Below are 13,461 nucleotides of genomic sequence, written 5' to 3'. Positions count from 1 at the left end.
GCGTTCACTCTGAACCGGCCGCGGCTGGTCCTAGGGGTTCCGCAGCCGGAAAAAGACCAGTCCCGCCGCTCCGGCGACTCCCACGAGTCCCGAGCCGAGCCACACCAGGGCGCTCTTCGGCTCCGGCTGCGCATTCAGCTCTGCGCTGCTCCGCACGCTTTTGCCATGCGCTCCTGCACCATAGGAAGGGGCCCATTCCGAGTTGGCCTGCGGCACTGCATAAACCGGCAGATACGCGGCATTCCCCGCGGCCGCCGCACTGGGCGCAGTTCCTGCAGAGGTTTCAGTTCCGGACGTTTCCTGCCCGCCTGGCAGCTGCCCGGCATTGGATCCGGTCTGGCCGTTCAGAGCAGCCGCACCAGCAGGGGCTTCCTGCGTGCCTGGGACCTGCACGGCAGGGGCACCGGGAGTCGGGGTTCCGGCGGCCGGAGTTCCAGCCGCCGGGCTCGCCGCTTTGGCTGATGCCGGGACCGAAGCCTGGGCCGGGCTGGAGGACGCAGTAGCCGGAGACGTTCCCGGCGATGCCGGGCCCGAGCCCGCAGGGGACGTGGCAGGCCGGGTTGCCGGCGGCGTGGCGACTGGCGCATCAGCAGTCGGAACAGGCGAAGGCGTGGGGGTTGCCGGCCGGGAACCGGGCGACAGCGTGGCGGTGATTGCCGGCAGGAGGGCTGAAGGAACCGCAGATGCCGAAGCGGAAGGACTGACGGCGGGGCGGTCACCGGGTTTGCCGTTACCGCCGGCCTTGGGGTTCTTGTCGCGGTTCTGGCCGGGTGCATCCTCGCGTCCATGTTGGCCTGTCAGCGAGGCCACCACGGGCAGGGACTTGGTGTCCACAGCCGGGGTAGCGGAATCTCCGGGATCCGGTGTTCCTTCCTCGGCTTGGGACGCCGAGGCGCCTGTTGACAGAACCAGTACCGCTCCGATTGCCGCGGCTGCAGCGCCGCGCCGGATTCCCCCATGGATACCAGTCCGGGACATTGAAAACTCGGACTTGTGTTGGACCATAGTTATCGACCCTAACCATGCGGCGAGGCGAAACGAAAGCCGGCGGAAGCCCTCAAAGCCGGCCCGGAAAAGGTCCGTTCACGGGACACGCCGCGCTGACCAGTAACAACGTTCAGGCGCTGAGCTTGCGGATTTGTTTCAGTGTGTCGGACACCACGGCGGCGAGTCCGTTGCCGGCCACCCAGCCGCCCACCACGGCGAGGCCGCCGGCCGCACTGCAGGCTTCCCTGATGGCGGCCACCCGGGCACGGTGTCCCACGGCGGCAAACGGGAGGGATCCGGGCCACCGGACAACATCCCAGTCCACAACGTCCTGCCGGGTGATGGAAACGCCCAGCAGTGCCGAGGCATCGGCCAGTGACGCGGCGAGGAGTTGGTCAGCTGTATCAAGGGCTGTATCAAGGACGGCGGGCTCACTGCCCATACCGTCGACGCGCCCGTAGGAGAGCCGCAGGACGTGCCGCCCGGGACCCGCTGCTTCCGCGAGCCAGTCCCATTTGCCGGTCGCATGGGTGAGGGCCTTGGCCCTGATACCGGGAGTTTGCGGCGCCACGAGGATGCCCGTGCCGCGCGGGCGGCGGTCAAGGTCAGGTTTGTCCAGGCCCAGGGTGACAAGCTGTACGTCCGGCCCCGGAGCAGGCTTCTTGCCGGCGATCGCAGGGACCGCTGCTTCGAGCAGCCCGACGGCGGCCGGACCGTCCACCGCTACTGCCAGCAGGCCGGCGTCGTACGTTTCTGCGGCGGCGCCCACGCGCCATCCTTCAGGTGTCCTGGCCACCGAAACCGCGCGTGTGCCGGACAGGAGTGCGACGCCCCGGGCGCGGAGATCACTGACCAGCGCGCTGACCAGCGTATGCATGCCGCCTTCCAGGCCGGCGACGGCGGAGCCTGCCTTGGCGGGTCCGGCGCTGTTGCGCCGCTGGGCAGCTACGGCGGAGGCCAGCGAGCCGTGCCTGCGGAGTCCTTCGCGGAGTCCCGGTGCGACCATGTCGACGTCGAGCAGGGCCGGGTCAGCGGAGTGGACGCCTCCTACTACCGGCGCCACCAGCCGCTCAAGGACGCGGCCGCCCATCCTTGCCTTGACCAGCGCGGCCACGCTGACAACGTCCGCGGCGGCGCCGATGGAGGCGGGCAGGACCCTGTCCAGCGACGCCCGCAGGGAGCCAACCAGTCCCAGGGAGCGGCGCACTTCGGGATCCCAGGGGTTGGCCGGGATGCCCAGGACACCGGTTTTGGGAAGTTCGCGGGGGCCGTCCGGAAGCTGCACCCAGGCGCCGCCGGGCCGGGGTTGGACAATCTTTCCGGAGAGGCCCAACTCGCCGGCAAGGGCGGCGACGGCGTCGGACCGGGTGGCGAAGGACTCGGCTCCACTGTCCAGGGTGAGGCCGGCCACCACATGGCTGCCCACGCAACCACCCCACTCGTGCCCCGCTTCCAGGACGGTTACCCGGTGTCCGGCAGCGGCAAGTTCCCGGGCGGACAACAGCCCTGAAATCCCCCCGCCCACCACCAGGGCGTCCAGAGCCGCGGCGGAGTTGGCGTCCACGGTTTACTCCGGGGAGATGGAGTGGATGAGCTCTACAACCCGGGTCAGGACGGCGGGATCGGTTTCCGGGGGGACGCCGTGGCCGAGGTTCAGGACGTGGCCCGGTGCCGCTGAGCCGGCCTTGATGACAGCGCGGACGTGGGCCTCGAGGATCTCCCACGGGGCCGACAGCAGGGCGGGATCGATGTTGCCTTGCAGCGGGACGGAGCCGCCGAGCCGCCGGTTGGCTTCGTCCAGCGGAAGCCGGTAGTCAACCCCCACCACGTCAACGCCAACATCGCGCATGGCCACCAGGAGCTCGGAGGTGCCCGTGCCGAAGTGGATCAGCGGCGCACCAAGGTGCCGCACATGGTCAAGGGCGCGCGCGGAGGCAGGGGCCACGTACCTGGTGTAGTCGGCCAGGCCCAGGGAACCCGCCCAGGAATCGAAAAGCTGGCCGGCAGAGGCACCCGCCTCGAGCTGCGCACGAAGGAACATCCCGGAAGCGTCAGCGGCCCAGTTGGCCAGGGCGCTCCACGTCTCGGGGTCCGCGTGCATCATGGTCCGGGGGCCGAGGTGGTCCCGGGAGGGCTTGCCCTCCACCATGTAGGCCGCCAGAGTGAACGGTGCGCCGGCGAAACCGATCAGGGGTGTCTTGCCGAGTTCGGCCACCGTGAGGCGCACAGCCTCGCGGATCGGTTCCAGAGCCTCCCACGTCAGCTGCGGCAGGGCGGCGACGTCGGCCGCTGTCCGGACCGGCTTGTCCAGGACCGGTCCGACGCCGGGAACGATGTCCACGCCGACGCCAGCCAGCTTCAGGGGGATCACGATGTCCGAAAAGAAGATACCGGCATCCACGTCATGGCGGCGGACGGGCTGCAGCGTAATTTCCGAGGCCAGTTCCGGCTGGAGGCAGGAGTCCAGCATGGCGACGCCTTCGCGGACCTTCAGGTATTCCGGAAGGGAGCGCCCTGCCTGCCGCATGAACCAGACGGGGCGCCGGGACGGTTTGCCGCCCCGGTAGGCCGTGATCAGCGGCGAATCAGCGGTGCGGCCGTCCACGAGCGGATGGTCTGCAGCGAGGGCGCCGGCAGCGGACATGGCAGGGCTGGAAGTCATGCCTTCGATTGTGCCCAAAAATGGCAATAAAAGATAACGACAGGCTGTCACGCTGAGGCCCCTTGGGCGCGCAGTGTCAGGAATCACAGGTCCCTGCTGCCGCCCCGGGGCCGGACAGTTGTTCTACCGCGGAACGAAAAAGCTATGATTGACCTGCTGTGGTTCTTTTTTCATTGGTGGCAACACACGCCGACATCGATCTTGAGACCGTTGCTCAGTTGAGCAACGGTGCTTCGGAGATCGCCACATCCGCCCTCTCCGGATCGCCGGCAGTGACGGGTGCGGTTGTCCTTGCCACCTGCAACCGCTACGAAATCTACGGCGAGGCCCCCCATCCGGACGATGTTGAGGCTGCCCGCGCCGCCCTCGTCGCCCAGATCAGCGAAGCCAGCGGTCTGAGCGAGTCGCTCGTGTCCCGCTCCTTCAGCACCCGCACAGGCCCGGAAGTCACCCAGCACCTGTTTGCTGTCAGCGCCGGGCTGGACTCCGCCGTGGTCGGCGAACGTGAGATCGCGGGCCAGGTGCGCCGCGCCCTCATCACAGCCCAGCACGAAGGCACCGCCAGCTCGGGCCTTGTCCGGCTGTTCCAGGCCGCGTCAAAGACAGCCAAGGATGTGGGCGCACAGACTGCCCTCGGATCCAGGGGCCTGTCCATCGTCTCGGTGGCCCTCGACCTCGCCACCGATCTGTCCGAAAACCCTGACTGGACCACCAAGAAGGTGGTGGTCTTCGGGACCGGCGCCTACGCGGGCGCCACCATGGCGCTGCTGCGTGAACGGGGCTGCACGGACATCTCCGTTTTCTCCTCCTCCGGCCGTGCCGAAGGCTTCGTGGCAACCCGCGGCGGCACGGCCCTGGACGCCGAGTCTCTCCGGCCGGCCGTCGCTGCCGCAGACGTGATGATCGGCTGCAGCGGCTCAGACACCCGGGTGGAGGCCGACGAACTGGCCCTGGTCCGCGCGGACTCGCCCCAGCCGCTGATCGCCATCGACCTGGCGCTCACCCACGACTTTGACCCCGGCGTCGGAGAGCTGGACGGCGTTGAGCTGCTGACCCTGGAGTCCGTGCGCCTTGCCGCACCGCAGGAACAGGCCGAATCCCTGACACAGGCAAGCGGCATCGTCAGCGGCGCTGCGAAGGCCTTCGAGCAGGAGCGGGAGGCCCGGTCCGTGGACTCGGCGATTGTTGCCCTGCGCCGGCATACCATGAGCGTGCTGGACGCCGAGATGAAAAAGGTCCGGGCCCGGCACGGCTGCACCGCCGCCGCCGAGGAAGTGGAGTTCGCGCTCCGCCGCATGGTCAAGCAACTGCTGCACGTTCCCACCGTCCGCGCCCGCGAACTGGCGGCGAACGGCCAGCAGGACGAGTACGTGGCGGCCCTGGAGGCTCTCTACGGCATCACCGTGGAGCAACCGGCAGCCCGCGCTGTCCCCCAGGCCGAGTGCCCGGTGGACCGCAGCGACAGCGACCGCGAAACAGCCTGACCGCCCCCGGCAACGCTCTCTCACTTAACGCGTCTTTTCCCCCAACGCTCTCTCACTTAATGCGCCCTTTCCGGCAACCCTCTCTCACTTAACGCGCCCTTTCCGGCAACGCTCTCTCACTCAATGCGTCTTTTCCCCCAACGCTCGCTCGCTTTCTTCAAGAAAGTGAGAGAGCGTCCTTCAAAAAAGCCCGTTAAGTGAGAGAGCGTCCTTCAAAAAAGCGCGTTAAGTGAGAGAGCGTCCTTCGGAAACAGCGCTTTAAGTGAGAGAGCGTCCTTCAAAAAAGCGCTTTAAGTGAGAGAGCGTTGCTGGTTTGGATTAGTAGACCGGCTTGTCGGGTTCCACGTCGCGCACCCAGGCGAGGATTCCGCCGTCGAGATGGCTGACCCGCTGGTATCCTGCCCGCTGCGCCGCGGCCAGCACGTTTGATGAACGGGTGCCCGCCTTGCAAAGGAACACGATCTCTTTGTCCTGCGGAAGCTCACTCCATGCCTCACCGGCCAGGATCCGCCCCTGCGGAATCAGCCTGGCGCCGTCGATCCGGACAATGTCGTACTCCCCGGATTCCCGGACATCCACCAGCTCAAAGTCCTTCAGCCCGGCCTTCCGGGACGCGAGCATGGTGGCCAGCTGGGTTGGCGTGACGGTGTGTTCCGTGTCCGAGGGGGCCTCGGGGGTAATGCCGCAGAACGCGTCGTAGTCCGTGAGCTCCGTGATGGGCGCCGCCGCAGGGTCCTTGGAAACACGGATCTCCCGCCAGCTTCCCCCCAAGGCGTCAAACAGCGCCACACGGCCCAGCAGTGAACGTCCGACGCCGGTGATCAGCTTGACTGCCTCGGTCACCATCAGCGATCCCACGGCGGCGCAGAGCATGCCGAACACACCGCCCTCACCGCAGGAAGGCACAGAACCGGCGGGCGGCGCCTCAGGGTAGAGGTCGCGGTACGTAGGGCCATGCTTCTCCCAGAAGACGCTCACCTGGCCGTCGAAGCGGAAGATGGAGCCCCAGACGTAGGGCTTGCCCAGGATGGCTGCGGCGTCGTTCACCAGGTAGCGGGTGGCGAAATTGTCCGCGCCGTCCAGGATGAGGTCATAGCCGGCGAACAGCTCCAGGGCGTTGGACGCATCCAGCCGGATGTTGTGCAGCCGGACGTCCACTAAGGGGTTGAGCGCGGCAATGGCGTCCCGTGCCGATTCGATCTTCGGCCGGCCCACATCCGCGACGCCGTGGATGACCTGGCGCTGCAGGTTGCTGAGGTCAACGGCGTCGTCGTCGATGATGCCCAGCGTTCCCACGCCGGCGGCGGCGAGGTAAAGCAACGCAGGCGAACCCAGCCCGCCGGCGCCGATCACCAGCACCTTTGCATTTTTGAGCCGCCGCTGTCCCAGCGCGCCGATCTCGGGAATGATGAGGTGGCGCGAGTAGCGTTCCACTTCTGCGGCAGTGAGCTCACCTGCCGGTTCAACCAGCGGAGCCAGTGAAACTGCTGAAACATTTGCGGTGGATGTCGAAGCCATACTTCAATGTATGCCCCGGGATACCGCCCGGTCATATTACCCCGAAGTAGAGTGGGGGTAACTGCAAGCGAAAGAAGGACAACTGTGGTCCATGAAGCACGGGCCGGCCGCCCGTCCGCAGCCGAACCGCAAACCGCCCCGCGCCCCGCCGGGCAACGGTCCGCCCGGCTTCCCAGGGACGAGAGACGGGCACAACTCCTTTCCGCAGCGCAGGAAGTTTTTGTGGCTAACGGGTACCACGGCGCGGCCATGGACGAGATCGCAGAGACCGCCCACGTCAGCAAGCCCGTTCTTTACCAGCACTTCCCCTCAAAGCGGGAGCTGTACCTGGCCCTGCTGGAAAGCCACCTGGCCTCCCTCACCGAGCTGATGCTGGGGGCGCTGAACTCCACCACGGACAACGATGAGCGCGTGCAGGCCGTCATGCGCGCCTATTTCCAGTTCATCGCCAATGACGACCAGGCCCACCGGCTGGTCTTCGAGTCAGACCTCATCAATGATCCCGATGTCAGCTCACGCCTGGAGACATTCAACCGGACGTTTGCGGATGCCATTGCCCGAGTCATCGCAGAGGACACCAAACTCCCGCACCTGGAAGCGGAACTGCTGGGCCGCGGACTTGCCGGCATGGCCCAGGTGAGCGCGCGGTACTGGCTCGAAACGGACGGCAACCTGGACCTCGATGTGGCCAGCGATCTCATTTACCGTTTAGCTTGGCGCGGAATCTCTCGCTTCCCCAAAGAGTCCTAGACTACAAATAAGACATAACCCGAGAAACGTTAACTGGCTGGGAGGCCCCCTGTGGAAGTAAAGATCGGCGTTCAGAACGTTGGCCGCGAAATTGTGCTGGAGTCGAACGAGGACGCAGACTCCGTGGCCAAGGTCGTCGAGGAGGCCATCAGCAACGGCGGTGACCTGCGCCTGAAGGATGACAAGGGACGCCTGATCATTGTTCCCGGCAAGGCCCTGGCATACGTCGAAATCGGCGCCGAAGAACAGCGCCGCGTAGGTTTCGGCCAGTTCTAGCCGCTGCCGTCCGGACAGGGCGGTTATTTCCGAGGAGAGCCATGCTTTCGTTGACCATCGTGGTGCTGGTGACAGCAGCCGCAGGTTTCATCGTCTGGGCAAACGACAAACGCCATACCAAATACGGAGTTGGCGTCCCGGCCGGCGTCGCCGTGGGTGTGGGAGCGTTGAGCTGGGTCATCCTGATGGCCGCAGGTTTCGGGTACCGTCCGGGGCTGACCTGGATGCCGTGGATCCTGCCCATGGTCCTCGGCTCCGCGGCGGCGGTGGCGGCAGTCATCTACCTGGGCCGCACCCGTGCCAAGAAGGATCTGGAACGGCTCACCGCGGCTTTGAAGCTCTAACCAAGAGAACCATCGGACGTGACCACTACCCTCCCGGGGGCAGTGGTCACGTCCGGTTAAAGGGCGGCAGGGTGTTTGCCCGGCTCGGCAACGGCATGGACCGCGGCCGCGGCCTCACTCACTGCCTCTGCCGCCCCCACATCGCGGGCGGTGACCTCTCCCCCGGCGTCATGCGAGGTGTAGCGGAGGAACACCCTGTTGTACCGCCAGTCCAGGTCGGGGTGGTGGTTCTGTTCCTCGGCAAGGCGCCCGACGGCGGCAATCAGCTCCAACGCGGCAGCCGACGTCGGCATCTTGTACACCGTCACCAGGGCCCCCTTGCGGTAGCGCCAGTGGGGCAGGACGGCCAGGGCGTCCTCGAGCCGTTCGGGGGAAAGAACGTCCTTGCTGGACATGGCTGCTCCTCAGTTGCGGTGCGCATGCCCCGGCTGCCGCCGTGCGCCGGAGAGGCTACAGGAACTCGGCCCGGCCTTCCATGGCCGACGACGCCAGTGCATGTTCGCGGCGCGGTATCCTGCCGGCCGTCTTCGCCAGCCTACCGGCGATCACCGCGTGTTTGAAGGCCTCCCCCATCACCGCAGGATTCTGGGCACGGGTCACCGCAGTGGCCAGCAGGACGGCGTCGCAGCCCAGCTCCATGGCGAGGGCCGCGTCCGAGGCGGTCCCGATGCCTGCGTCCAGCACCACAGGAACCGAGGCCCGGGACACAATCAGTTCAATGTTGTGCGGATTCAGGATGCCCAGGCCGGTGCCGATGGGTGATCCGAGCGGCATCACGGCCGTGGCCCCGAGGTTTTCGAGCCGGAGGGCCAGGACAGGATCGTCGTTGGTGTAGGCGAACACCTTGAAGCCCCTGTTGACGAGCTGCTCGGTGGCGTCCACCAGTTCGACGGCGTCCGGCAGGAGGGTCTGTTCGTCGGCGATGACTTCCAGCTTCACCCAGTCCGTTTCCAGCGCCTCACGGGCCAGTTCTGCCGTCAGCACGGCGTCCCGGGCAGTGAAGCAGCCGGCGGTGTTGGGCAGCACCCGGATGCCATGGTCCAGCAGCAGCTGGAACAGCGTGCCTGTTTCCGCCGTCGAGTAGCGGCGCATGGCCACCGTGGTCAGGCTGGTGCCGGAAGCGAGGAGTGCTGCGCCGAGGCCGTCCAGGCTGGGTGCGCCGCCGGTGCCCATAATCAGCCGGGAGGACAGTTCCACGCCGTCGATGACCAGCGGGTCCTGGAGCGCGGAGGAGGACGCAGCGGTGATGGTTTCGCTCATGGGTCAGCCTCCCTGCACAGCCGTGACGAGTTCAACCTCGTCGCCGTCCGCGAGCGCGGTGGCAAACCACTGGCTCCGCGGCACTACCTGCGCGTTGTGTGCCACGGCCACGCCGAGCTTCTGCCCGTCGGTGGCCTGGCCGTCAGCCCCGAGGGGCCTTCCTGTGACCTGGCTGACGAGCTGCGCGATGGAAGCACCGTCCGGCACGGGGTGCCGGGTTCCGTTCAAGGTGATGTTCATGCTGTTTCCTTTGTGGGCGGTAGGTGGCTCAGGCGGCCGGTTGGGTAGGGGTGGTTGCGGCTGGGGCAGGAGTTTCGTTGAATCGGGCGGGGCTAAAGGGCGCCCAGCGGGGATCTTCGCGGCCGTCCAGGAGGTCCCGGCAGATGGCGGCGGCGGCCGGCGTCAGGTGGACGCCGTGCCTGAAGAACCCGGTAGCGATGATGAGCCCGGGAAGGTGTCCGCCGGACTGGCCCGCGCCTTCCGTTGCGGGCACCCGGCCCAGCAGCGGCGCATTGTCCGGCGTTCCGGGCCGGGCCCGGGCGGTGCATTCGAGCAGCTCGAGTTCGGCGACGGCGGGAAGCAGCACCTGCGCGTCGCGGAGCAGCTGGTAGACGCCACCGGCGGAAACGGCGCCGGGGGTAGAGGGCGCGTCTTCGCGCTGCGTTGCCCCGATCACCACCGTCCCGTCCCGGCGGGGAACGATATACACCGGGACCCCGCGCACCAGTCCGCGGACGGTGGAGGTCACCAGCGGTTGCAGATGCCGGGGCACGGCGAGCCGCAGGATGTCCCCGTAAACAGGCCGCAGCGGAAGCTGCAGGCCCTCCGGGAGGAACCCCAGTTCCGCCGCGTGCAGCCCGTTCGCCACTACGGTCTCTGCGGCCTGGACGGTTCCGCCGCCGGCCAACCGGACGCCGGCAACAGCGCCGTCCTGCCACAGCAGCGCTGCCGCTTTGTCCGGCACCGAGTAACCGTCGACGGCGCCGGCTACTCCTGCGTGATCCTGCCGGGACCCGCTGCGGGCACCTTCGCCCCTGGTTCTTCCCACGCCGTGGCCGGCGAGCGCGCGCCGCAGGCAGTCCACCAGCAGCCGCGGATCCACCTGGTGATCGGCCGGGGTGTCCAGCGCACAGGCGATGGCCGGGCTGAGCAGTGGCTCCCGCCGGCGGGCTTCGCGGACGGTGAGCGGTTCCACGGTGAGTCCGTTCGCCTGCTGCACCGCGCGCAGGTCCATCAGCGCGCGGCGGTCGGCGGCGTCGGCACCCACGGCGAGGGTCGGCGTCGTGATGTATCCAGGATCGGCACCGGATGCTGCGCGGAGGCCGGCCACAAAAGCGGGCCACCGGGCCGAGGCGTCCAGCATCAGCTCGAGGAGCTCTTCTTCCTGGTAGTGCAGTTCGCTGACGGGCGCGAGCATTCCGGCGGCGGCCCAGCTGGCGCCGGTACCCGGGGCGTCGTCGATGAGCACCACGGAGCGCCCCGAGCGTTGCGCCTCCCAGGCGATGCCGTGGCCGATCACTCCGCCGCCGATCACGGCGACGTCAGCCCGGATGATGCCCGAAGGTATGGACGGTTTATGCGGTGGGGCCGGGGTCGACGGTGCGCGCATGTGTCTCCTTCCCTACGCCGGTACTAGCCGGATCAGGTCAAGCGGTCGGCTCTGACGCCCTCTCAGCCCGGCGCTTTATGACAGCTGCCGCGGGCTCCCGCAGTACGAGGCAAGTGTAGAGGAACTAGGCTTGCCCCCATGAATGTGTCCCACACTCCTGCCGCCGGCACCGATGTCCTCAGCACCACCAAAATCAGCAATGGCCTCAACTCAGCGCACCTGTACCTCTGCACGGATGCCCGCAAGGACCGCGGCGATTTCGGGCAGTTCGTGGACGCCGCGTTTGCCGGTGGCGTGGACATCATCCAGCTCCGGGACAAGACCATCGAGGCCGCGGAGGAGCTGGAGCTCCTGGCTGTGCTGAAGGAAACCGCGGAGCGGCACGGCCGGCTGTGGGCCGTCAACGACAGGGCCGATATCGCCGTGCTGTCCGGCGCGCCGGTGTTCCATATCGGCCAGAAGGACCTCCCCCTGGCCACCGCGCGCACCCTGCTCAACGGCAATGCGGCCATCGGACTGTCCAGCCATGCACCAGAGCAGGTGGACGCCGCCCTCGCGGCTGCTGCCGGGCCCGCGGGGTTGGACTACTTCTGCGTGGGTCCGGTGTGGGCCACACCCACCAAACCGGGGCGGGCCGCGGTCGGACTTGAGCTGGTGAAGTACGCCGCCGCGGCTGCGGGCCCTGCGGGGCAGAAAGGACAGGCCGACGGCGGTGTCCCCTGGTTTGCCATTGGCGGCATCGACCACAGCAACGTGGAGCAGGTGGTGGAGGCGGGCGCCCGGCGCATTGTGGTGGTCCGGGCCATCACGGAGGCCGACGATCCTGCGGCCGCCGCCGCATCGCTCCTCGCGGCCTTGGATGCGCCCGGTTCCTGAGGCTGCCCCGGCCGCCGGCGGTCCGGCCCGCTGACGCTCGTAACCGTGCTTTTACCCCGCGCCCTTCCCGGCCCGGGTGCCTGCATTATCGCCGGAATTCGAGTTAGGCTGATTTTCGTGTCACACCATCGGCTGGCTCCCAACGTCCACGAGCACAATAACGCGCTCGAGGCGGCGCTCAGTGCGCTGCGGACCGAACTGGAGCTGCCCGGCGCCTACCCTGACGATGCCGTGGCTGATGCCAAAGCAGCCGTGGAATCCCTGCAGCTGCCTGCCTACGACCTGACCGCCGTCGAGTTCGTTACCATTGATCCCGCGTCCTCCACCGACCTGGACCAGGCACTGTTCATCGAGCGCGACGGCGACGGGTACCACGTGCTCTACGCCATCGCCGACGTGCCCGCATTTGTTAGCCCGGGCGGACCATTGGATGCGGAAACACGCCGTCGCGGGCAGACGTTCTACGCCCCCGACGGGCGGATCCCGCTGCATCCGGAAATCATCAGCGAGCAGGCCGGCAGCCTTCTTCCGGACCAGGACTGTTCCGCATTTGTCTGGGATTTCCGCCTGGACAACGCCGCCGAGGTCACCTCCGTCGCTGTCAGGCGGGCGCGTATCCGCAGCCGGGCCAAGCTCAGTTACAAGGGCACGCAGGCCGAACTCGACGCCGGAACGGCCCCGCCGGTGCTGCAGCTCCTCAAAGAGGTGGGGCTCAAGCGTGTGGAGCTGGAGCGGGCCCGCGGCGGCGCCAGCCTGAACATGCCAGACCAGGAGATCGTCCAACTGCCCGACGGCGGCTACCGGATCGCTGCCGCTCCCCAGCTTCCCGTGGAGGACTGGAACGCGCAGATCTCGCTGATGACCGGGATGGCAGCCGCCCGCCTCATGCTGACAGGGAAGGTAGGCATCCTGCGCACCATGCCCTCGCCCGATGAACGCTCCCTGAACCATTTCCGGCTGCAGACCGAAGCCCTGGGCAAGCCCTGGGACGGCGAAGTCAGCTACGGCGAGTACCTGCGGAGCCTGGACCCCACCGATCCCCGACAGCTGGCCATCATGCACTCCGCCGGCATGCTGTTCCGCGGTGCCTCCTACACGGCCTTTGATGGATCCGTGCCCGAAGATGCCATCCAGTCGGCCATCGGCGCAGCCTATGCGCACACCACTGCCCCCTTGCGCCGCCTGGTGGACCGCTTTGTCCTGGTGATCTGCGAGGCCTTGAGCAATGGCGGCAAGGTTCCCGGCTGGGCGCGCGAAGCCCTGCCAACGTTGCCCGACATCATGGCCGGGTCCGACCAGCTCGCGTCGCGGATGGAGAAAATGGCCCTGGACACCGTGGAGGCGGCCCTGCTGGTCAACCACGTGGGCCAGGAGTTCAACGCGATCGTCATTTCCGGGTCGAAGCCGCAAAAGGACAACGGTAAGAACGGGAACGGCAAGAACGGCAACGGCAACGGGAACGGCGGTACGGGCACCATCCAGATCGCGGACCCCGCGGTGACAGCCCGCTGCGCCGGCGAACTGGAGCCCGGAACCAAGGTCCGGGTGCGCTTGGTCTCGTCCAATATCGCAACGCGGGAAGTCCATTTCGAGCTGGTGCAATAGCAGCACCGGGGCGGTGTTGAAGGCCCAAAGCCGGTATTTCAGCTCCCTGCAGCTAGACTGAAGGAGTAGAAATGGATGCCCGGTCGTTGA

14 protein-coding genes and 1 riboswitch are annotated in these 13,461 nt (G+C 67.4%); of the genes, 6 read left to right on the top strand and 8 right to left on the bottom strand.

Features of this window, described 5'->3' with window-relative positions:
- Positions 1–30: 30 nt before the first annotated feature.
- From AC3A4Z_RS05510 to hemE, 3 genes are all read right to left on the bottom strand, one after another.
- Positions 31–1,005, bottom strand: a complete 975-nt coding sequence (locus AC3A4Z_RS05510; protein ID WP_498710606.1) for a hypothetical protein — start codon at positions 1,003–1,005, stop codon at positions 31–33.
- 112 nt (positions 1,006–1,117) lie between these two features.
- On the bottom strand, positions 1,118–2,551 hold the full coding sequence (gene hemG / locus AC3A4Z_RS05505; RefSeq protein ID WP_498710605.1) for a protoporphyrinogen oxidase: 1,434 nt from the start codon (positions 2,549–2,551) through the stop codon (positions 1,118–1,120).
- A 3-nt stretch (positions 2,552–2,554) separates the two neighbouring features.
- Complete coding sequence (gene hemE / locus AC3A4Z_RS05500) at positions 2,555–3,649, bottom strand: uroporphyrinogen decarboxylase (protein WP_498710603.1); 1,095 nt, start codon at positions 3,647–3,649, stop codon at positions 2,555–2,557.
- Between the two features lie 158 nt (positions 3,650–3,807).
- On the opposite strand from hemE, the gene AC3A4Z_RS05495 reads away from it, so the two are divergent.
- The gene (locus tag AC3A4Z_RS05495) at positions 3,808–5,133 is read left to right on the top strand and encodes a glutamyl-tRNA reductase (RefSeq protein ID WP_498710602.1); all 1,326 of its coding nucleotides are present in this window, start codon (positions 3,808–3,810) and stop codon (positions 5,131–5,133) included.
- A 318-nt stretch (positions 5,134–5,451) separates the two neighbouring features.
- On the opposite strand, the gene moeB is transcribed toward AC3A4Z_RS05495, so the two are convergent.
- Entirely contained in the window at positions 5,452–6,651 is a 1,200-nt protein-coding gene (moeB, locus tag AC3A4Z_RS05490; protein ID WP_498710601.1) for a molybdopterin-synthase adenylyltransferase MoeB, read from the bottom strand.
- Positions 6,652–6,735: 84 nt separating this feature from the next.
- Between moeB and AC3A4Z_RS05485 the strand changes: the two genes are divergently transcribed.
- The 3 genes from AC3A4Z_RS05485 to AC3A4Z_RS05475 are packed head-to-tail and all read left to right on the top strand — an operon-like array spanning position 6,736 to position 8,021.
- Positions 6,736–7,401: a TetR/AcrR family transcriptional regulator gene (locus tag AC3A4Z_RS05485; protein ID WP_050054471.1), complete on the top strand. Its 666-nt coding sequence runs from the start codon at positions 6,736–6,738 to the stop codon at positions 7,399–7,401.
- A gap of 51 nt (positions 7,402–7,452) precedes the next feature.
- Entirely contained in the window at positions 7,453–7,677 is a 225-nt protein-coding gene (locus AC3A4Z_RS05480; RefSeq protein WP_091415405.1) for a DUF3107 domain-containing protein, read from the top strand.
- 41 nt (positions 7,678–7,718) lie between these two features.
- On the top strand, positions 7,719–8,021 hold the full coding sequence (locus AC3A4Z_RS05475; RefSeq protein WP_498710600.1) for a hypothetical protein: 303 nt from the start codon (positions 7,719–7,721) through the stop codon (positions 8,019–8,021).
- 56 nt (positions 8,022–8,077) lie between these two features.
- Here AC3A4Z_RS05475 and AC3A4Z_RS05470 read toward each other — a convergent pair whose 3' ends face one another.
- The 4 genes from AC3A4Z_RS05470 to AC3A4Z_RS05455 form a co-directional block, all read right to left on the bottom strand.
- Complete coding sequence (locus tag AC3A4Z_RS05470; protein WP_498710599.1) at positions 8,078–8,416, bottom strand: 4a-hydroxytetrahydrobiopterin dehydratase; 339 nt, start codon at positions 8,414–8,416, stop codon at positions 8,078–8,080.
- Positions 8,417–8,471: 55 nt separating this feature from the next.
- Positions 8,472–9,281: a thiazole synthase gene (locus AC3A4Z_RS05465; RefSeq protein WP_498710598.1), complete on the bottom strand. Its 810-nt coding sequence runs from the start codon at positions 9,279–9,281 to the stop codon at positions 8,472–8,474.
- 3 nt (positions 9,282–9,284) lie between these two features.
- The gene (gene thiS / locus AC3A4Z_RS05460) at positions 9,285–9,521 is read right to left on the bottom strand and encodes a sulfur carrier protein ThiS (RefSeq protein WP_498710597.1); all 237 of its coding nucleotides are present in this window, start codon (positions 9,519–9,521) and stop codon (positions 9,285–9,287) included.
- 28 nt (positions 9,522–9,549) lie between these two features.
- Positions 9,550–10,890: an FAD-dependent oxidoreductase gene (locus AC3A4Z_RS05455; protein ID WP_498710596.1), complete on the bottom strand. Its 1,341-nt coding sequence runs from the start codon at positions 10,888–10,890 to the stop codon at positions 9,550–9,552.
- Positions 10,883–11,001: riboswitch (TPP riboswitch) on the bottom strand. Its footprint overlaps the gene before it by 8 nt.
- A 27-nt stretch (positions 11,002–11,028) precedes the next feature.
- Between AC3A4Z_RS05455 and thiE the strand changes: the two genes are divergently transcribed.
- Together thiE and AC3A4Z_RS05445 are read left to right on the top strand one after the other, a co-directional pair.
- Positions 11,029–11,766 carry a thiamine phosphate synthase gene (gene thiE / locus AC3A4Z_RS05450; protein WP_498710595.1) on the top strand — a complete coding sequence of 246 codons (738 nt, stop codon included), beginning with the start codon at positions 11,029–11,031 and terminating at the stop codon, positions 11,764–11,766.
- A gap of 117 nt (positions 11,767–11,883) precedes the next feature.
- Positions 11,884–13,371 carry an RNB domain-containing ribonuclease gene (locus AC3A4Z_RS05445; protein WP_498710594.1) on the top strand — a complete coding sequence of 496 codons (1,488 nt, stop codon included), beginning with the start codon at positions 11,884–11,886 and terminating at the stop codon, positions 13,369–13,371.
- The last annotated feature ends 90 nt before the right edge of the window (positions 13,372–13,461 follow it).

The organism is Arthrobacter sp. Soil_C_49, from assembly GCF_057656635.1.
The sequence above is the reverse complement of the archived record's forward strand: the minus strand, read 5'-3'. Positions and strand labels throughout refer to the sequence as shown.